The sequence below is a fragment of the Streptomyces sp. NPDC003393 genome, assembly GCF_053589015.1.
Map to the genome: position 1 here is coordinate 132,197 of NZ_JBSFRB010000016.1, position 20,359 is coordinate 152,555.

A 20,359-nucleotide genomic window follows, 5' to 3' on the forward strand; every position below is an offset into this window, starting at 1 on the left:
CACCGGATCACCGGGCCACCGGATCACCGTGCAGCCCCGGCCCGCGTGCCGCCAGGGGCCGGCGCGGGAGCCGTTCCGCCGCTGTGCGGCGCCGTGCGTCGCTGTGCGGCCGGGCGGCTCCCGCGTGGTCCCGCCCCGTCCCGCCGCCTACGCCACGCGGCGCAGGGCCAGCACGGCGTTGTGGCCGCCGAAGCCGAAGGAATTGCTGAGGACGAGGTCGCCGTCGGCCGGCAGCGTGCGCGGCGCGCCGGTCACCACGTCCAGCCCGATCTCCTCGTCGAGCTCCTCGCACCCGAGGGTCGGCGGGACGAGCCGGTTGTGCAGGGTGAGCACGGCGGCGACGGCCTCGACCCCGCCGGCGGCGCCCTGGAGATGCCCGAGGTTCCCCTTGAGCGCGGTGACGGGCACCCCACCGCCACTGCTCGCGTTCGTGCCCCCGCCCCCGCCGAGCACGGCCCGCAGGGCGCCCGCCTCGGCGAGGTCGCCCTCCACGGTGGCGGTGGCGTGCGCGTTCACGTGGACCACGTCGACGACGCGCCCGCCGGCGTCCCGCACGGCCCGCCGCAGCGCGAGCGCGACGCCGCTGCCGGACGGGTCCGGCGCGGCCATGTGGTGGGCGTCGGCGGACAGCCCCCACCCCGCCGCCTCGCAGTAGATCCGGGCACCCCGGGCTCGGGCGTGTTCCTCGGCCTCGAGCACGAGCACCCCGGCGCCCTCTCCGTTGACGAACCCGGCGCGGTCCTTGGCGAAGGGCCGCGAGGGCGTGGCGCCGCCCTCCGGTCGCACATCGGACAGTGCCCGCATGGACGCGAACGACGCCATGATCGCCGGGGTGATCACCGCCTCGGCGCCACCGGCCAGGGCGACGTCGACGCGGCCGTACCGTATGCGGTCGATGGCCTCGCCGATGGCCTCGGTGCCGGAGGCGCAGGCGCTGGTCACGGTGCGGGCCTCACCGGTGATGTGCAGGTCGAGGGAGACCTGGGAGGCGGCCTGCGAGGGCACGGTCATGGGCGTGGTGAGCGGGGACACGCCACGGGGCCCCTTCTCCCGCAGCTTGCGGTCCCCGCCGACGAGCACGGAGGCGTCGCCGAGGATGGCCCCGAGGCTGACGCCGACCCGCTCGGGGGCGAGGCCGCTCTCCCGGGTCCCGCCCGTGGCGAACCCGGCGTCGCGCCAGGCCTCACGGGCGGCGAGCACCGCGAACTGCGCGGCACGGTTCATCCGCCGGGCGGCGGCCCGGGGCAGCATCATGGCGGGATCGACGGGTACGACCCCGGCGACCCGCACGGGCAGCTCCTGGAACTCCTCACCCGCCAGCTCCCGCATGCCGTGGCGTCCGTCGAGCAGTCCCCGCCACAGCTCGTCCACGCCGACACCGAGCGGGGTGAGGGCGCCGAGCCCGGTCACGACGACCCGGCGCCGCCGGGCCGCCGAGGGCTCGCGGGCCGGCCGCGAGTGGTGACGTACGACATAGCCGGCCCGGTCGGCGTCGGCCGCCCAGCCGCGTACGACGTCGTCGGACACCGTCTCGCCGGTCCTGTCGTCGAGGTCACGGTGCCAGATCCCCCACCGCCGCTCGTACGTCACCTCGACGCCCTCCGGGTCGACGGCCCGCAGCCGGGTGACGCGGTCCCCGTCCCGGAACTCGACGGCGTCCAGCCGCGGCGACGACACGGCCGGAACGGCCGCCACGTCCACGCGCCGGCCCGCGACGACCACGTCCTGGTCCCGCTCCAGGACCGCCTCACGGTCGAGACCGCCGAGCGGCGGCCGCAGTGTGACCCGGATCGTCGTCGGCGACTCGGGAAGGGTGTGCATCACGACACACCACTGCTGTCGCTCGACCTCTTCCTGCGTCAGGGCGACCAGGTCGCCGGGCACCACCTCGCCGGCGGTGACTGCGTAGGGCTGGATGGGGGCTTGAGGCATCTCGGACGAATTGGGCATATCTGCACTGCTTCCTGTGACCCGAGGTGTCGTTCGGCGGACCATCGAGAGTGAAAGGGACAAACAGCCGAAAAACTATGGCGGGGCACACAGGCCTCAAAAGGGACTCCTGTCCGTATGCCCCCAATCCGCCTGGACGGCCCTTGAGTTGACCGAAGCGCCGCCGCCCGGGTGTGCGACAGGTCACGCGCCTTCAGTGGGCGCTTGGACGAAGGTTCCCCCTGGTCGCACGGCAGAAGTCCCGGTCATGTGGCGTACGGCACGTCAGTTGGGTACCGGTGGCCCCTGTGAGCGGGATCTCAGCCTGGGCGCTGCGAACCGCTCCTGCTCCACCGCAGAGCGCGCATCACGAGGACATGGCACGCAACAGCTCCGCCGTGGCGGCGTCGGCCGGGAAGAACGTCTCGATGGCGATCTCGTCCAGGGTCACGTCCCGTGGAAAACCGAAGACCGTGGTGGTGTACAGAAGACTGAGATCACCGTGGTCCGAGGTGAGCAGCAGGGGAACGACCAGGTCACTGGCCACGTCCTCGCCGCCGCGGCCCTCGGGCAAGGCATAGGACTCGAGCTCGGCATAGGACTCGAGCTCGGCGAGCAGCTCCGCCAGCCCCTCCACGGCAGCGCGGGCCAGTTGCCGCCGGACGCGGCGCAGGACGTGCGCCCGCCACTGGGCGAGGTTGCGGATGCGCCGTGACAGCCCGTCCGGATGCAAGGTGGCCCTCAGGACATTGACCGGAGGCGTGCGCAACGCGGGCGGGAGGTCGGCGAAGAAGACCAGGGCAGAACGGTTGGCGGTCAGCAGGTCCCACCGGGCGTTGACCGCGAGCGCCGGACTGGGCTCGTGGCCGGCGAGCACGGCGGTCACCGCGGAACGGGCCGCGCCGAGATCGTCGAGCGACCGTTCGCGGTGCACGGGGGCGAAACCGGCGGCGAGATACAGGGCGTTGCGGTCCCGCAGCGGCACATCGAGTTCGTCGCACAGCCGCTCGATCATGTTCCGGCTCGGCGTGGCACGCCCGGTCTCGATGTAACTCAGGTGCCGTGTGGAGAGGTTGGCGGCCAGTGCCACGTCCAGCTGCGAGCGGTGCCGCTGCTCCCGCCAGCGTCGTACCAGCAGCCCGACCGGTTCCGTGGTGACCATGCACCGAGGCTGACGGACCGCGCGCACAACGGCAATAACCTCGCGGGTTATCGACACGCGGCGGCCACCACGCGCAGTGTCTCGAGGTGCAGCCACGCTGCACCGGCCCACGAGACGAACGGAGCGAGCCGACGATGACCGACACCGACACCGCGACCGCCGACGCCCTCACCGCGCAACACCGGGCGACCGTCGAGCAGTACGTACGCTTCTGGAACGCCGGCGCCCCGGAGGAGCAGCAGCGCCTCGCGTCGGCGACCTTCACCGAAGGGGTCCGGTACTACGCCCCGATCGGCGTCCTCAGCGGCCCGCCCGCGCTGATCGGCTTCCGCGAGCAGTTCGCGCAGCACATGGGCCCGGTCGCCTTCCGGCCCCGGCAGGAACCGGAGATCCACCACGGCCGCGCCCGCCTGATGTGGCGGATCGACACCCAGGAGAAGACCCCGTTCGCCACCGGAACGGACATCCTGGTCTTCGACCCCGACGGCCATGTCACCACCGTCACCACCTTCCTCGACCAGCCCCCGGAGGGCTTCGACCCCGGCGCCCACCACGAGTGAGCGCCGGAGCCCGGTGAGCCGGGTGCGGGGGAGGGGTCGTGCCGGGGGCCCCGGGGTGCCCGGAGCCTCCGGCCGGCCCGCCGGGTGCCGGCAGACGGCGACCCGTGAACCGGGCCGGTCTCCCCGCGCGTTGGTTCACGTGATCGCATTGTCAGTCCCCCCTGCCATCATCCCGCCATGCTCTACGAAGCCTTGGTGGCCGAATCCCGCAGGAACGACGAGCTCGACGACGTGAGGCTCGCCGCGCTCGGCCGTGTCCGCTGGCTCGTCGATCTCCTGGAACGTCAGCGGAACGAACTCCGGCGCTCCATGGGCGCCGAGCACCAGAGGGCCGAGGCGGAGTTTGCCGTGACCCGGGCCGAGATCGGCGAACGGCTCGCGGCCTGCGCGGACGACGAGGGCAGGGCCGCGAGTCTGTGTCTCATGCTGGCCGCCTGCTTCGACGACACGACCCTCTGGCAGTACGACGCCGAGATCGCGTCCCTGATCGCACGGGTGCGCGGCTGGACGCCCGGCGAAATCGCCGTGATGCTCCTCCGTGCCACCGAGTACGAGATGGGCTTCTGGTTCGCCGGCGCGCTGCGGCTGGTGCTGAACGCCGCCGACCAACTCGACCCCGACGCCCGCCGCGCGGTCGCGCCCTGGCTGCGGCACGCGCACACCGAGCTCATGGACACCACGGTCGAGGCCCGTCTGCGCACCCCACTCGCCCAGCGTCTGCGCGGGCTGCTCGCGAGTGTGGACGAGGCACACATCCCCGAGGGGCTGATCCCCGCAGCGCCCTGGGCGGCCCCGCTGAGGGACCGTGCGCAGACCGCTCCGACGCCGGAACTGGCAGACTTCGTACGGCACTTGGCGAGCCTGTCGGGCCCGCGTCCTTCGCAGAGGTGGCGGCGGACGTGCCTCGAACTGGCCGACGCGGCGTCGGCGCGGGACGTGGTGGCGGACGTCCTGCGGACGCTGGCCGAGGGCGATCCGCTGTGCAGCAAGGGAAGTGGCGCGCACACGGGCTGGATGGGTGGCGGTTACCACTACCACTACCTCGTCCACCAGAACGACGGCGACCTGGCGCGCGGCGCCGTCTGGGCCGCCGCACTGACCGGCGGCCCGGACCGGGCCCGCCACCTCGACAGGCTCGCCCTGCGGGCCGGCGGACCCGGAACCGAGGTGATCGAGGACGTGAAGCTGGCGGGCGCGGCGATCAACGCGCTGGTCGCGACCGGCGATCCGTCCTCCCTGGAGGCACTCTCGCGGTTGCGGTCCCGGATCAGACACCGGGCGCTGCGCAAACAGCTCGACACCGCCCTGGTGACGGCTGCCGCGCAGCAGGGCATCACGGCCCAGCAGCTCGTCGAACGCAGTGTGCCGGACCACGGCCTGGCGCCGGACGGTTCCCTGGAGAGGGAGCTGGGCGGGTACCGGGTACGGCTGGCCATCGAGGAAGCGACGACCGTGCGCCTCACCTTCACCCGCCCGGACGACAGGACGTCCCGCACGGCGCCGACCGGGCTGAAGGAGACCTTCCCGGACGAGCTCCGGGAGCTGAAGGTCCTGGCCAAGCAGGTGCGGGGCACCCTGTCGGGTGAGCGGGCCCGCATCGAGGCGCTGATGTCGGCCGGGCGCGTGTGGCCGTACGACGAATGGCGCCGCCACTACCGTGACCATCCGGTCACCGGGACGCTCGTCCGCCGTCTGATCTGGGAGTTCCAGGACGCGGGCGGCGAGTGGCGTGCGGTCGCGCCGGCCGCCGACCCGCCCGGCCGGCCGAACCGGGTCCGGCTGTGGCACCCGATCCGGGCGTCGAAGGACGACATCAGGGCGTGGCGGGAACGGCTCGTCGCACAGCGGCTGCGGCAGCCGTTCAAACAGGCCTTCCGGGAGATCTATCTGCTCACCCCGGCGGAGGAGGCGTCGGGCGTGTACTCCAACCGGTTCGCCGCCCACATCGTCCACTACCGGCAGCTCTACGCCCTGTTCAAGGAGCGTGACTGGCAAGCCAACTTCCTCGGCCGATACGACGGCGGCTACGAGGGCACGGCCCGGGCCGGGTTCGCCGACGGCCAGTGGCGTGCCTGCTTCCACCACGAGCCCGCCGCGGACGACGACGGTGGCTACGCACCCGAGCACGCCGCGACCGACCAGGTCCGTTTCGAGCGGCGGCACGGCCGGCGCTGGCGGGAGGTCCCGCTCGCCGAGGTGCCCCCGCTGGTGTTCAGTGAGGCGATGCGCGACGTCGACCTGTTCGTCGGCGTCACCTCGATCGCCGCCGACCCCGACTGGACCGACCGCGGCGAGGACCGCTACGCCGTGTACTGGCGGACGGCCACGTTCGGCGCGCTGACGGCGAGCGCCGAGGCGCGCCGCGACGCCCTGGCGCGGATCCTGCCGCGCCTGAAGATCGCCGACCGCTGCTCGCTCGACGGCCGCTTCCTGACCGTCCGCGGCGATCTGCGCACGTACAAGATCCATCTCGGCTCGTCCAACATCCTGATGGAACCGGACGACAGCTATCTGTGCATCGTCCCGGCACGGCGCTCGTCGCACGGCAAGGTCTTCCTGCCGTTCGAGGACGACCGGCTCTCCCTCATCCTCAGCAAGGCGTTCCTCCTGGCGGCCGACACCAAGATCACCGACGAGTCCATCCTCATCCAGATCAAGCGAGGCGCCTGATGACCACCGTGACCTTCCGCGACGAGACGGCGACGGGCAGAACACTCGCCGAGTGGGAGGTAACCGGCCTGCCCGACCGGATGACCGTGCGGGAGCTCATCAGACTGCGCGTCCGCGAGGAGGTGGCACAGCACAACACCAGCCCCACCGACCGCTTCCACGGCCTCGTCCGCCCCGACGACGCCGAGACGGAGCTGAACGGCTACCGACTCCACGAAGTACGCCGCATCGACTGGCAACGCCAGGCCGAGATCGCCGAACGAGCCTTCCTGGCCAACGGCTTCTTCATGCTGGCCGGCGATCGCCAGGTCGAGGACCTCGACGAGGCCGTGGACCTCACCGCCGGTCCCGACCTGGTCTTCATCAAGCTCGTGGCTCTCGTCGGCGGCTGACGGGCCGTGACCTGACACCCTCCGAGGCGAGCCCGACACCGCGCACCCGCCCGAGACGAGCAGGGCTCCGGTCAGACCTCGCCCCCGGCGGCATCGTCGCCGCACAGGACGATCGGGCTCTCCGGGCCGGAGGTGAGGACAGTGCGGACGGCGCCGATAGGGGCACGGAACTCCATGCGGGGAGGCCGTCGCCTGCCCGCCATGACTCCCCACTCGCCCGTCGGTCAGGGTCGCTGTACCGGAAGGACGGGTCACCCGGCGATCCCCACCAGGCGACATCCTCGGCAGCCTAGCCGAGAAGAGGTACGTGCCCCAAAGTGGCGAAGGTCACAGCATGGCCCTCGGACTCAAGGAGACGCCTCGGCACGCCAGTTGAAGCCACTGGCCCGCGCGCCGACAGCCCTGGTCGCCCCGCCGGCAGGGGGCACTCCACCGCTCGGCGGCAACCTTGAGCCAAGCTTGTTCGATCAGTGATCGCCTGACTACAGTCGGCCAGCATGACCGCAGACCCCTCGCTCATCCGAAGCAGCTTCGCGGCCGTCCAGCCCCACGGGCCGGAGCTGACCGCGTACTTCTACGACCACCTGTTCGCCCACCACCCCGGCGTGCGCCCGCTGTTCGCCGCCCACCTCGACGAGCAGCGCGACCGCCTGTGGGCCGCGCTGGGAGCTCTGGTCGCCAACCTGGAGAACACCGAGACGCTCGTGGGCATGCTGCAGAACCTCGGGCGCCGCCACGCCGGTTACGGCGCACTGGCGGAGCACTACCCCGCCGTGGGCGACAGCCTGATAGCCGCCCTGCGGCACTTCGCGGGCGATGCCTGGACGCCCGCCGTCGAGGAGTCCTGGACCTCGGTCTACGGCGTGATCAGCAGCACCATGGTCGAGGCCGGCGAGGCCGTCGCGCGCTGACCCCTCCCCAAAGGCTGGCACGGGGACCAACGCCCGGTACCCCATCGTTCGCGGGTCACCCCTGACACCACGCATCGAAGGGCAGGCATGAGCGATTCCCAGGCACTGAGAGACAGCTTCGCCCTGGTGGGCAAGTCGGGGGACGAGGTGCCCCGGTACTTCTACTCGTACCTGTTCCTCATCGCCCCGGAGGTCCGGCCGATGTTCCCGGTCTCCATGGGACTGCAGCGGGACCGGCTCGTCGCCGCCCTGGGCCGGATCGTCGCGGACGCGGACAACCCGGACCAACTCGTGCCCTACGTCCAGCAGCTGGGCCGCGACCACCGGAAGTTCCAGGTCGTGGCGCAGCACTACGAGGCGGTGGGGCAGGCGCTGCTGGCCACACTGGCCTACTTCCTGGGTGAGGCGTGGACACCGGAACTGCAACGCGGCTGGACCGAGGCATACACCCTGGTGGCCCGCACCATGGTGGAAGCCGCCGACGCCGACAGCAGAGTCAACCCACCCTGGTGGAACGCCGAGGTGGTACGGCACGAACAACGCGGCTTCGACCTGGCGGTCCTGACCCTGCGCCTGGACCGGCCGATGGCGTATCTGGCGGGCCAGTCCGTCATGTTGGAGACCCCGGCACTGCCCAGCACCTGGCGGTCGTTCACCCCCGCGAACCCGCCGCGCGCCGACGGGACGGTCGAACTGCACGTACGCGCCATCGACGGCGGCATGGTCAGCCCGGCCCTGGTCTACGGGCTGCGACGCGGTGACACGCTGCGGCTGGGCGCCCCGGTCGGCGACCGGCTCAGGCTCCAGCCGTCCGGCGGCCGGGATCTGGTGCTGGTTGCCGGAGGCACCGGCCTGGCCCCGATGCGCGCCCTGGTGGAAGAGATCGCCCGGCACGGACCGCAACGGCAGGTCGACCTGTTCGTGGGCGTACGCGACCCGCAGGGCCTGTACGACCAGCCCGCGCTGCACCGGTTGACCGAGGTCCACCCGTGGTTCCGGGTCACCCCGCTCATCGGCGCGGACGCCGGCACCTTCGACAACCGCAGCCTGGCCGGCCCCGTTCTGCGCGCCGCCCCGTGGCGCGGGCGCTCCATCTATGTCTGCGGCTCGCCGGCCATGGTCTCCGCGACGGTACGCGATCTCGCGGGCGCGGGCATTCCCCGCGAGCTGCTGCACTACGAAGACGGTCAGTGATCGGAGACACGTGAACAGGACAGGAGCGCACCATCCGAGGGAGCACCGGGTGACCCCGGAGGCACTGCGGTCGATGACCTTCCCCCGGGCCTCCCTGACCCGGCGCGGCTACAGCGAGGAAGCGGTGCACGACGCCCTGCGCCGCTGCGCGGTGGCCCTGATCGAACTGCAGGAGGAGAACGACCGCCTGCGAACGGACATGCAGCGCCACCGGGACTGGATCCGCGCCAACAACATCGGCGACACCACCAGCCTGACCGGGGTACCGACCGTGGACGCCGTCCTCCAACAGGCTCGCGCCCAGCAGGCGGCCGAACAGACCGTCAGCGTCGCCCGCGAACAGGCCCGCAACATGGTGCGCGCCGCGCGGGCCCAGGCGGAGTCGATCCTGCAACAGACCTGGGAGAAGCACACCCAGGCGACCGACGACGGCCCCCAGGAGACCGAACGGCTCATCTCCTACCTGCGCCAGGTCGCGGAGTCCCTGTACGTGACCGCGGACGAATACGCCTCCAAGCTCGCCGAGACGGCACCGCCGACGCCTGCGACGACTCTGCCGCCCGGCGGCTGACCCACGCGGCCCCGGGCCCGGAGCGTACGGACCCGGAACGACAGCGGAGCGGGCTCCCACTGCTCCACGAGTCAACCAGTTCGAGAAACGCCGAGGATGCGACCGCGTTGGGCCGGGCTCGGGTGCGGCACCGCTGCCTCACCGACCACATCGACCAGACGGACGCCGGACATCGTCGCCGTCGCAGTGCGATCAGAAGATGAGTCGCAGAACGATCTCGCCGTCGTCGATCTCCCCGGTGGGCTCGAACCCGAACTTCCGATAGAAGGGCCACGGCTCCCCGTCGCCAGGCTCGTAGCTGGTCAGCAGCTCGGTGGCGCCGTCCGCGCGCACCAGGGCGGCGACCTGCCTGAGCGCCTCCCGGCCGATCCCTCGCCCCTGGTACCGCTCGTCGACGAGGAGGCGCCAGATGAAGTGACGCCCTGTGTAAGGACCGGCCGGGGGTCTCCACGACAGCATCACGAAGCCGACCGGCTCATCACCGCGGTACACGGCGCGGTACCCGGGATTGGCCTCCGGTTTCTTCGCCGCCTCCTTGAGGGAGTGGGAAACGGAGGCGACGAACTGCTTCTGGTCCCGTCGGACGCGAAGGGCACGGACGGCATCCCGGTTGTCGCCGGTGATCTCCCGTAGGAGAACGCTGGGGGGTCTCACGCCACACCCCTTCCGCAGCCGGCAGCCGCACCGTCCCGACCCACGTGAAGAGCCGCCGGCAGTGGCATCTCCGCGCATACGCGTTGTCGGGCCTTCGGGTCGGACCTGTTCGCAGCGTATGTGACACAGGCGATCTGGAGCGGGGCCGGCACGCCGGGCTGGGACGCGTCCAAGGCGGCTCCGCCGTCCCTGTCCCGCCCAGCCATCCTTCGGCACTGCTCTCTCGGGTGCCGACGACCGGCCAGATCGAACGCGTGTACGACATCGCCAGCCTCGCCAGGCGTGGAATCGGCCTGAGCCGGGGCGTCCCAGCGTTCCCACTACCGCGTGTGGCAGGAGGTCCGGCCGGTTGTCGCCACTGCCGCCAGTCGTGGTGGTCTCCTCTCGCGAGGTGTCCGTACGACCTTCGTTATGGGGCGCTCTGGACGTGGCTCAACGCGACGCGGGCTTTAGCCGTACCCAGGTGGGCGAGCGCGCCGGCAGCAGGGGCCGAGGTATCGCTGACCCGCTACGCACAGTGTTTGTGCGGTGACACGAGTTGCTGATCGCGGTATCGAAAACCTGCTCTACGACCACGAGTGAGCGTGGTACCGGCGCGGGTCGACTCATCCGAGCCGGCAGCGTGACTCCGGTGGCAGCGTGATGGCGCTTGATCTGCTGCGGTTGGCGCGCCCCTTTTGGGTACCCGCACACCGAACTATGCGAAATCGATAGCTTTGGAGGTGATTGGCATGGCGACCACTCCTCGGTCGGACATGGCGACCCATCCTGACATCCTCGCCATGCGCGAACGCCACGAGATGGCCGAGCGCAGCACGAGCACTCCGAGGGCACAAGCCATCGACACGCTGGCCCTCCTCACCGGACTTTACCTCGCTGCGTCACCGTGGATCACGGGCTTCAACGGCTTTTCCACCCTGACGGTCAACAACCTGATCGTCGGCATCGCCTACGCGCTCATCATGAGCGGTGGCTTCGGCCGGGCTTATGACCGTGTGCACAGCATGGCGTGGGCAGCTTGTGCGCTGAGCGTGTGGACGATCATTGCACCGTGGGTCGTGTCCGGTGACGTCGCCACAACCAAGACCATCACAAACAACATCATCGTCGGTGTCATAGGCCTGCTGGTGGCCCTCATGGCCGCCATGATCGGCCGCCCGACAGGCCGGGACCGGACAACCTCGGGCCGTATGTCCGAACCATATACAGGAGGGCGGAGCTGACGAGGAGTGGGGGACAGGGCGCCCCGCCACAAGGAAAGTCAGGGCCGGTGGCCCCGTTCCGGAGGAGGCTGTGGGGGGCGCCTCGAGGCTCGCATTCCGGGTCTCAGGACGTCACCCCAAGATGCTGCCGTCCACAGCTCAGGCTAACGGCCGCTTTGCAGGCCGCCCGTGACGCCAGCGCCGCACCTCCTCCGCATCCCCTTCTTGACCAGCGATGAGTTCTGCGTGGCCTTCTCGGAGGCTGCCGCTGCGAAGGCCGGGACACCAGACTCTTGCTGGTGGGCGCGCGGCAGAGGAGTGGTTGGTGCCGCCCGGCGAGCGTCTGACGGCGCCTCGGTACTGGCCAGCCCCCGCCGACAGCCCGCATGATCCGCCCGCCGTGTTCGCCTCGCGGGATGAAGCAACTGCGCGTGACCTCGCTGCATCTGTGGCACGGCGTCGCGCCATCATGGCCTGTCCGGCTCCGTCACTCCAACGAGCCCATCCACTCGGCGATGGCCTGCCCGATCTCGTCCGGCGAATCTTCCTGGACGAAATGGATGCCTGCCACCGTCACCTCGGTCTGCGCCGGCCACCCACGGACGAAGTCGAGCAACCAGTCGCTGGCGAGGATCGCACCGGGCTCGGCTTTCAGGAACAGCTTGGGCACATCGCTCGTAGCCAGCCAATCTGCGTATGAAGCCGCGATCCCATCCACGTCGGCGGGCTCGCCCTCGATGGGGATCTGCCGAGGCCATGACAGCGTCGGCCGCCGCCCCTCCCCGGGCTCAGCGAACGGCCTTCTGTACGCCTCCATTTCCTCGACGGAGAGCGTGCGCAAGACGGCCTGCGGCAGCAATTCCTCCACGAAGACGTTGTCCTGCAGAACCATCGCCTCGCCGGCCTCAGAACGCAGCGCCTGCAAGAGCGAGCGCTGTCCCATCTTGTCCCAGTGGTCCCAGGCCTGCGGCCGCACGATCGCCTCCATATACGCGATGCCCTTCACCGCCTCGCGGTGACGGTTGGCCCAGTCGAAGCCGAGACCCGAGCCCCAGTCATGGACGACGAGCGTGACACGCTCACGCACGTCCAGATCCTCCAGCAAGGCGTCGAGGTAGTGGCGGTGCTCGATGAAGCGATACGAGTCGGGGCCACTGTCAGGCAGCTTGTCAGAATCACCCATGCCGATCAGGTCGGGGGCGATGCAGCGGCCCCGCGGCTGTAGATACGGCAGCACGTTACGCCAGAGATATGACGAGGTGGGATTGCCGTGCAGCAGCACGATGGGGTCGCCCTCTCCAATCTCCACGTAGGCCATCTCAAGACCGAGAACCCGTCGGCGCTGCTTCTGGTACGGAAATGCCGCGGAGATCATGTTCGCCTCTCCCTCATGTAGCAACCGAGCGTCATGACCGGCCCACGCCATGGATCTTGGGTACCGGGCATTCGACACCATAACTGGCCATACGCTCACAAGTTACATTCATTGGTGATATTAGTCGCGTACTGCTGGCGGCGGATGCGGCGGCCCAGATGTCATCTCCGTTCCGGTAGCGTCGCGTCCTGTGTGGACGGGCGGGCTGGCATCACCTGCTGGACGGACAAGGGGCAGGGCCGCCACCAGGGGCAGTCAGCATTCCCGAGCACAGCGGCGCGTGTCCGCTCTACGTGTTCAACCGCGCCTACGAGCCCGCCGCGTGAACGCCCGCGCACGTGCCGGCCTCACCCGCCCCGCACTCCGGCACGGCAGCCCCCACCTCACGGCCGGCGCACCGCCAGCAGCGCGAGGTCGTCCGCGCCGACGCCGGCGGTGTGCCGGCGGACCTCCTCCACGACGACGCTCAGCAGCCTGCCCGGCGCGTTGAACGCCCTCCCGCTCAGGTTTGCGACGGGGTCGAAGAAGATGCCCTGTGCGTCGCGGGCCTCGGTGACCCCGTCGGTGAACATGAGCAGGATCGCTCCCTGGGGGAAAGCGAGGCTCTGGGACTGCGGCGACCAAACACCCAATTCGGACATGCCGAGCGGCAGCGAGCCCTCCTCGGTTGCCACCTCCTGTAGAGCTCCGTCCGCGTATACGATCCAGGGCCAGGGTGACCGCGGTTGACGATCCGGACGGTGCCGTCGTCGTGCGGGATCTCGGCGAAGACAGCGGTGGCGAACTCCTCGAAGACCTCCTCGCCACGTCGCGTCGCGGCCTCTCTCGCCAGTGCGCGGTCGAGCCGCTGCGCCACTGTCTCCAGCGAGGACGCCTCGTCGGCGGCCTCCCGGAAGGCGCCGATCAGCGCGGCGACGGCGGCCACCGCGCCCATCCCCTTGCCCCTTACGTCGCCGACCAGGACCCGTACGCCCCACGGGGTGTCCTGTACGGCGTACAGGTCGCCGCCGATGTGCGCGCCCGCCTGCGCCGCCTCGTAGTGCGCCGCCACCTCCAGCCCGGCGATACGTTCGGCCGGTTGGGGCAGCATCGCGCGCTGGGCGGCGAAGGCGATCTCGCGCGCGGAGACGAGCAGGGTGTAGCCCCGGTCCACGACGCGGTTGATGAGCACGGTGAGGAGGGCCACCGCGAAGGAGGTACTGATCTGGGTGATGCCGTTGGAGGAGCCGACCGACATGCGATCGGCGTTGCGCGCCACGACGCCGATGAGCGCGATCGCGTTGACGATCATCACGTACGGCATCCGGTAGAACGGCGCGGCGATCAGCGGTGCCACCACGAAGATCGCCAGGAGGCCGCTGTAGCGTGCCGGCACGATCGCCTCGAGGCACAGGGCGCCCGCGAGGAGCACCCACGGTGCCAGCCAGACTAGGACGCGCGCCACGCGGGTCCACCTGCTGCCGCCGGGTGCGAGGAGTTGGTCGCCCGCGGGTCGGACGGGAGTGAGCAGAGGGGACAGCCTGAGCCAGGAGAACGCTGCCCGGCACCTGCTTGTACCAGGCGGACCCCGCGGCCCCGCCCCCGGCCCTGTAGCGGTGGCCAGGGTCGGCGCGCGACGCATGCTCTGGCCGGCCACCGCCGCGCGGGGGTTCCTCCGCACGGCCCCTGGACGGCCCGAAGGCACCGGACGGCCTGGAAGTGCCGGAGGCGCGTCGGGCACTCGAGAGCCAGCCATCGCCCGTGGGCACGCGACCGTCGGGCCCGTCCACCTTGCGGTGTCCGTCCGCGCTTGACCCTGGCTGTGTCACCGCTCGTCTCCTGCCACTACTGCGCTGGTAACCGGCAACACTGCCAAGCCTGCCGGTTTGTCCACATATAGCCAACCTTGCGGCGGACCGGTGGCAAAGGGCTCGGTGCCGTGCGCAGGCGCTGGCCATGGCGCTTTCCCCGGTGTCTGGCAGCGCTCGGGCGGTGTCGGCCGCGACCGCTTGGGCGCGGACGCGCCGAGCGGGTGGAACCTTGTGGGTCCCGCCCCCCACACAGTGTCGGCTTGGGCATATCCGCTTCCTGCTGCCGCCGCGTGACGTCCACACGTGCGTTCGCGTGTATCGCAGATGGTGCGCGGACAGTGAGAGACAACAAGAAAGAGCGGGAGCCAGTGAGACTGACTCCCGCTTTCTCATGTCGGCATTCGCGCTGGTCAGCGGATGATTCACGCTGCCTGGTTGGCGAGTGCCCCCGGCAGGATTCGAACCTGCGCACACGGCTCCGGAGGCCCTTTCATAGGCCCGCTTCTGGCCTGGTCACAGGGCTGTCAGCGGCGGAACTCGCTCCTGCCGTCCACACATGGTCCGGGAACGACTGTCAGTGGTGTGGCGTATCTTCCGCATCACTGACGATGAGCCGGGGGAGCGAGCGATGACCCACCCAAAGCTGACGGACCGTGAAGCTGTGCTGTTCGCCATGAAGCAGTATCGGGAGCGTGGCCGGAGCACATTCCTCCAGGAGCACGGGTTCGACGAGGCTAACCAGTACTACGTCCAGTTCGAAGGCGCACTGTACGACGCGAAGGCGATCGCAAACGTTGCGTACCGCCACCAGCACGGTGCGGAAGCACGTCGAACCATCAGCGGAGGCCTCGCGCACAGCAACAGGCTGTTGGAACAACTTGGATTTTCGGTCGTCGATGGCCGCCCCGTGACAGTAGAGGGTGAACTCGCCTGGCGCCTGGCCATCTGGGAGCACCTGCGGACGACACAGAACGTTCAGCAAGTTGCCCCCAACGTTCTTCGAGCTCTTGGAGCCTACGGCGGAGGACAGGGCATCTGGGTGGATGTCAGCCGCACGCGTCACATCCGGGGAGGCGGTGTCACGGTGGGTGTGCTCCACACAGGAGCCCATTACGCCGACGTTCTTGGGGAAGGATCAGCCCTCTACCACTATCCGAAGACAGGCCGCCAGCCGGGGCGCGACGAGTCCGAGATCGCGGCCACCAAGTCCGCGGCTGACCTGAAGTTGCCGATCTTCGTCATGGCTAAGCCAACCCCGAGCTCGCCAGTACGGGTCGTGCGCCTTGCCTGGGTAGAGGGCTGGGAGGACAAGAGCGAGCAGTTCCTCATCACGTACGGCGAGGCAGCTCCCCAGGAAGTTTTGAAGAGAGATGAGTCGGACCAGGAGCCCTTCGACCTTGTGGGGAACCGCCGGCGCAGGCGGCAGCGCGATGTGCAAGAGCGCCCTGACCAGGCCCGATTCAAGTTGCGTGTTTTCCAGCGCTACGGGCCTCGATGTCCCCTCACCGGCATTGCGGTTCCCCAGATGATCGAAGCTGCTCACTTGCGCCCTGTGCAGGACGACGGTACCGATGACCCGCGGAACGGCCTTCCCCTTAGCGCGGGCCTGCACCGGGCCTTTGACGCTCACCTCTTCGCCATTGACCCTGACACCTTGGAGGTTGTCACACAGCCCGGAGGTCCCACCCTCGAGGACCTCCACATAGCGACACCCCACCTCCGGGACCTTGAGCGGGGGCCGCACCGCGAGGCCCTGGAGTGGCGGTACGCAAGGTGGCTGGAGCGGGTCGGCGTGACCCGCAGGAAGTAAGCGAGGGCTCCGCAGAGCCATGACCGATCGTCAACTTGACCGACTGCCTGGACCCTTCCGAAGACTGTCAGCTGACGCCTCGTAGACTGCGCTGCGTCGAGCATAGACAATCATGGTGCCTAGGTGTCATGACAGTGAGTCGGCAGGGGGGCGGGGAGACGATGGCAGACGTCGTGAGCGGCGAGGCGGAGCAGCTGTCCTTTGGTGAGGCGGTGAGCATCAGCCCTGCGCCGTTTGTAGCCACCTCGCGTGACGCGACGGATCTCGTTCCCGTACGAATCTCCTTGGCCATTATTGAGCGATTCTCTGAGGGTCTCTACAGCTCTCCTAATAAGACCTTCGAAGAGCTTGTATCCAACTCATACGACGCGGGCGCGGAAAACGTTTGGGTCTTCATGCCGAGTGACCTCGCTACCCCAAGCGCGTCGATCCTGGTCATGGATGACGGCGAGTCAATGGACGTCGAGGGGTTGCAAGACCTCTGGCGAATCGGGAAGTCACGAAAGCGTGAAGAGGGACGGCGGGGTAAAAGAGAGCCGATTGGCAAGTTCGGCATCGGTAAGCTGGCAACCTATGTGCTCGCCGAAGAGCTGACTTACCTCGTATTTAAGGACGGAACCTACCGCGCTGTCACCATGGATTATCAGATGGTTCAGGGTGACATGAGTGACCCTCACACGCTCACTCTCGAGGTCGTTGAGCTGACGAAGGATGAGGCCAAAGAGACTCTCCTCTCGAACCTGCGCGACTATGGCATCCGGATGAAGATGGTTATGGAAAACTTCTTCCCGGATCAAGGATGTGGACCAGAAAACTGGACCGCCGCTGTTATGACCCGTCTGAAAAAGCCGGCACAGCAGATCCAGCAAGGCAGACTCAAGTGGGTACTGTCGAGCGCCATTCCACTCAATCCGTCGTTCAACCTGTACTACAACGGTGACCCAATCGAGGCATCTAAGGCTCAAGGTGAGGTCATCTGGCGATTCACCATTGGCGAGTCAGAAGAAAGCCTCCCGCCTGAAAAGAGGGTCGGTAAGGCCGGTCGAGCGACGTTGGACGGTACCGAAGTTCCCACGTACACCCTTCCTCTAGCAGGGAGGGTGTGGGGTAACGCTCAGCTCTTCGCAGATTCCTTGCAGAAGGGAAACAGCGAAAAGCTCGGCCGAAGCCACGGCTTCTTTGTCAGAGTCCGCAATCGACTCATTAATCTTGACGATCCCACCTTCAACGTCGGGCCTGAACTCAGGCATGGAACTCTCACAAGGTTCAATATGGTCATCAACGCCGATGACCTCGATGAGCTAGTTGCTAGCCCGCGTGAGAGTATCCGAGACTCGCCGGAAGTTCGTGAGCTAAAAGACTACATGCTGGCGGTTTTCAACAGAGCTCGCTCTACCCTCTCGGCGATCGACGCAAAAGACCACATGAGCGTCCTGACGCAGCAAGGACGAATCTCCAATCCGCCTCCAGGCCTCACCCAGGGCCCACTCAGGCGCATGCTGAAAAGAGCCTCTCAGGGAGATGCGGCAGTACGCGACTCGCTGGGAATCAAGCCGGATGACGCGATAGTTCCTGAGATCTTCGACCAAGGTGAGAACGAAGTTCTCGCCCAGATTCTAGTCGAACCGTCCAGTGAAGAGAGTCGCCTGATTTCCTATGATCCTCGACGTCGAGCCGCGGTAATTAACCAGTCGCACCCCTTCATTAGTAATTACGTCGACTACAAGGGTACCCAGGAAGCACTGCAACTACTCGGCCTTACCGAGCTGCTGACGCAGGCCTACATGCTGGACGAAAATATTGACGCGGTAACTGTTAACCGCATCATGAAACGGCGCGATGCTTTCCTTCGTGATCTCGTGAGCTACCACCCCCGCACAGCTCCAGTGATTGCTAAGAACCTTCGTGATGCCAGCAATGACGAGAAGCTGCTCGAAGACGCCGTTGCCGACGCTCTCTCCGTGATGGGATATCACGTCCAGCGTGTAGGAGGGAGCGGGACACCGGACGGCATTGCCACGGTACGTCTGGGGCGTCGTGACGGAGAGAAAAGCGAGAGCTATGCTCTCACGTACGATGCCAAGTCAAGCGGGTCGGATGCGCAGCGCATGCTTGATCCGAATACCAAACAATCGGCAGCCAAAACACCGCGCATCCAGGCTGGGACCGCACGTACGTCTGTACTACGGGTTCATCGCGAGAGGGCTGCGGAACAGTTCAAGCTTGAGATCGCGCCAACCTACACGCTGCTCGTTGCCCCTGGATTCCAAGGTGACGGCGACAGTAGGGCGCTTATCGGCGAAATTTGCCGCAATGACGGAATCACGCCCATCACCGTTGAAGACTTTGCACGGCTGGTTGAACTCTTTCCTCTCCGTAGGCTTTCCCCACTGAAGTTGAGGGAAATGTTCCAGTTGCACACTCCGGATACGGTCAGGGAATACGTCAACAAGATCGCAGGCCAAGCAGCTCCCGCAGCCCCTCCTGTGGCCGAAGTCATTGACCTCCTAGTGCAATACTCCGAACGGCGTACGCCTGTCACGATCGATACGCTTATGACGGCCGTCTACGAGCGTCGCGGGATCGATCTGGATCGTGAGGAAGCGACTGCGATCGTCCGGGGGCTTGCTGCCTTGGCGCCGGTAACCATGTACTTCGATGGTCAGTTGGTTGCACTCAATGCCACACCACAAGGGCTGCTGGGTGAGCTTGCACAAACTCTAAGCGAATACCCGAGTCGCCTGACTGATACCTATAGGAGCGCGGTGCCTGTTCCGAGGCAGCGAGAAGGAGAAGGATCGTGATCGTTACTCGGGCGGCTGTGCATCCGTTTCCTGCCCGGATGGCCCCAGAGCTGGCTGCCGCCAAGGTATCTCATCTGAAGGGCAGGGCGGTCGTCCTGGACCCGATGATGGGGTCTGGAACCTTCCCACTTACTGCTGCTAGGGCTGGACACAGCGCCATTGGATGCGACACGGACCCTCTGGCTCTCGTAATTGCGCACACTCTCGCTGACGACTACGACCTCGCCGAGTTCCTCTCTGCTGCCGCATCCGTTGTCAGCCAAGCCCAACGAGTTCGCGGCATCGATATTCGCGTTGACTCGGAGACGTCCAAGTTCATTGATTTCTGGTTCGATGCTGAGGCACGCTTGAGTCTTGCTGCGCTGGCGGTGTCCATCGAAAGTCGCCCTAGACATCTGATTGCGCCACTTTGGTGTGCATTCTCGCGTTTGATTATTGCGAAAGATGCTGGGGCTTCTCGGGCCCGGGATGTATCACACTCTCGCCCTCATAGGGTCCGTGAGTCTGCATCGTTCGATCCCATCGAGAAGTTTGCCGCGTCTGCCAATGCTGTCGCCAAACGCGTTTCTGCTTCCCGACTTGAGAATGGGACCATTGATGGCTCGCTGTCACCAACGATAGTGCGTGCTGATGCTCGCAGACTGCCCCTAGCATCGGGTTCCGTAGACGCAGTAATGACTAGCCCCCCTTACCTTATCGCCATCGACTACCTTCGTGGGCATCGGATGAGTTTGGTCTGGATGGGGTATTCGATCTCATATTTGCGCGCCCTACGCTCCGGCAACATCGGCTCTGAAGCTGGGCTTTTGGTGGACCCAGACCTCCAGGAGGTAGCCCGAGCCTCGTACGCTGGAGATCTTTCTGAGCGTAGCCGTCGCATTCTCGGGCGCTATGTTCGTGACATGGATGAGGTGATGGCTGAAATTGCGAGGGTCGTTAAGCCTGGCAGCCCGGTTTCATTGGTGATGGCTAACGCACGAATGAATGGCGTGGATATTTCGATCGAGGAAATACTGCTGCGTGTTGCTAGTCGGAACGGACTATCGAGAACAGGGCGCGTTTCCCGTCCGTTGCCTGAAAGTCGACGCTACTTGCCACCGCCCAGGGAAGCTACTGGTGCCCTCGACGGGAGGATGAAGGAGGAAGTCATTTTGACGTTCGAGCGCTCGTGACCTCTGAGTATATGTCGAGTCGGCAAGGCGCCGAGCCGAACACGGTCTGGGGTGCGAGAGCGGAGGGGTAGTAGGGCTTGGTCAGGTTCACTCGCCGGTGGCGTGTCCGTTTGATCGGGTGTGTCGTTGACGGGGTGTGCTGGGTGGGGAGTTGGCCGCGGTC

Annotated in this window: 14 protein-coding genes and 1 pseudogene; 10 read left to right on the forward strand and 5 right to left on the reverse strand. The window is 67.4% G+C overall.

Features of this window, described 5'->3' with window-relative positions; all coding sequences use genetic code 11:
* Nucleotides 1-147 precede the first annotated feature (147 nt).
* The gene (locus ACWDUZ_RS18150; protein WP_451632798.1) at nt 148-1,950 is read right to left on the reverse strand and encodes a beta-ketoacyl-[acyl-carrier-protein] synthase family protein; all 1,803 of its coding nucleotides are present in this window, start codon (nt 1,948-1,950) and stop codon (nt 148-150) included.
* A 346-nt stretch (nt 1,951-2,296) separates the two neighbouring features.
* Nucleotides 2,297-3,091 (reverse strand): helix-turn-helix domain-containing protein, encoded by a 795-nt coding sequence (locus ACWDUZ_RS18155; protein WP_451632799.1) that lies wholly within the window; start codon nt 3,089-3,091, stop codon nt 2,297-2,299.
* Between the two features lie 134 nt (nt 3,092-3,225).
* Between ACWDUZ_RS18155 and ACWDUZ_RS18160 the strand changes: the two genes are divergently transcribed.
* From ACWDUZ_RS18160 to ACWDUZ_RS18185, 6 genes are all read left to right on the forward strand, one after another.
* Entirely contained in the window at nt 3,226-3,651 is a 426-nt protein-coding gene (locus tag ACWDUZ_RS18160) for a nuclear transport factor 2 family protein (RefSeq protein WP_451632800.1), read from the forward strand.
* 177 nt (nt 3,652-3,828) lie between these two features.
* A complete protein-coding gene (locus ACWDUZ_RS18165; protein WP_451632801.1) occupies nt 3,829-6,321 on the forward strand; it encodes a DUF4132 domain-containing protein in 2,493 nt (830 codons plus the stop codon).
* Nucleotides 6,321-6,713: a hypothetical protein gene (locus ACWDUZ_RS18170; RefSeq protein WP_451632802.1), complete on the forward strand. Its 393-nt coding sequence runs from the start codon at nt 6,321-6,323 to the stop codon at nt 6,711-6,713. The genes ACWDUZ_RS18165 and ACWDUZ_RS18170 overlap by 1 nt, the downstream gene beginning before the upstream one ends.
* Before the next feature lie 497 nt (nt 6,714-7,210).
* Complete coding sequence (locus tag ACWDUZ_RS18175) at nt 7,211-7,624, forward strand: globin domain-containing protein (protein ID WP_451632803.1); 414 nt, start codon at nt 7,211-7,213, stop codon at nt 7,622-7,624.
* Nucleotides 7,625-7,711: 87 nt separating this feature from the next.
* Nucleotides 7,712-8,818, forward strand: a complete 1,107-nt coding sequence (locus ACWDUZ_RS18180) for a globin domain-containing protein (RefSeq protein WP_451632804.1) — start codon at nt 7,712-7,714, stop codon at nt 8,816-8,818.
* 49 nt (nt 8,819-8,867) lie between these two features.
* Nucleotides 8,868-9,389, forward strand: a complete 522-nt coding sequence (locus ACWDUZ_RS18185; protein WP_451632805.1) for a DivIVA domain-containing protein — start codon at nt 8,868-8,870, stop codon at nt 9,387-9,389.
* A 192-nt stretch (nt 9,390-9,581) separates the two neighbouring features.
* Here the strand turns inward: ACWDUZ_RS18185 and ACWDUZ_RS18190 are convergent, their stop codons facing one another.
* A complete protein-coding gene (locus tag ACWDUZ_RS18190) occupies nt 9,582-10,043 on the reverse strand; it encodes a GNAT family N-acetyltransferase (protein WP_451632806.1) in 462 nt (153 codons plus the stop codon).
* Nucleotides 10,044-10,774: 731 nt separating this feature from the next.
* Between ACWDUZ_RS18190 and ACWDUZ_RS18195 the strand changes: the two genes are divergently transcribed.
* A complete protein-coding gene (locus ACWDUZ_RS18195; protein ID WP_451632807.1) occupies nt 10,775-11,266 on the forward strand; it encodes an SPW repeat protein in 492 nt (163 codons plus the stop codon).
* Between the two features lie 466 nt (nt 11,267-11,732).
* Here ACWDUZ_RS18195 and ACWDUZ_RS18200 read toward each other — a convergent pair whose 3' ends face one another.
* The gene (locus ACWDUZ_RS18200) at nt 11,733-12,620 is read right to left on the reverse strand and encodes a haloalkane dehalogenase (RefSeq protein ID WP_451632808.1); all 888 of its coding nucleotides are present in this window, start codon (nt 12,618-12,620) and stop codon (nt 11,733-11,735) included.
* Between the two features lie 383 nt (nt 12,621-13,003).
* Nucleotides 13,004-14,355: pseudogene (locus tag ACWDUZ_RS18205) on the reverse strand (PP2C family protein-serine/threonine phosphatase).
* A 683-nt stretch (nt 14,356-15,038) separates the two neighbouring features.
* Here ACWDUZ_RS18205 and ACWDUZ_RS18210 point away from each other — a divergent pair.
* The 3 genes from ACWDUZ_RS18210 to ACWDUZ_RS18220 all read left to right on the forward strand — a co-directional run bounded on the left by ACWDUZ_RS18210 (nt 15,039) and on the right by ACWDUZ_RS18220 (nt 20,196).
* The gene (locus ACWDUZ_RS18210; protein WP_451632809.1) at nt 15,039-16,220 is read left to right on the forward strand and encodes an HNH endonuclease; all 1,182 of its coding nucleotides are present in this window, start codon (nt 15,039-15,041) and stop codon (nt 16,218-16,220) included.
* A 161-nt stretch (nt 16,221-16,381) separates the two neighbouring features.
* Nucleotides 16,382-19,024, forward strand: coding sequence for an ATP-binding protein (locus tag ACWDUZ_RS18215; RefSeq protein WP_451632810.1), 2,643 nt, complete (start codon nt 16,382-16,384; stop codon nt 19,022-19,024).
* On the forward strand, nt 19,021-20,196 hold the full coding sequence (locus tag ACWDUZ_RS18220; RefSeq protein ID WP_451632811.1) for a hypothetical protein: 1,176 nt from the start codon (nt 19,021-19,023) through the stop codon (nt 20,194-20,196). Before ACWDUZ_RS18215 ends, ACWDUZ_RS18220 begins: the two co-directional genes overlap by 4 nt.
* The last annotated feature ends 163 nt before the right edge of the window (nt 20,197-20,359 follow it).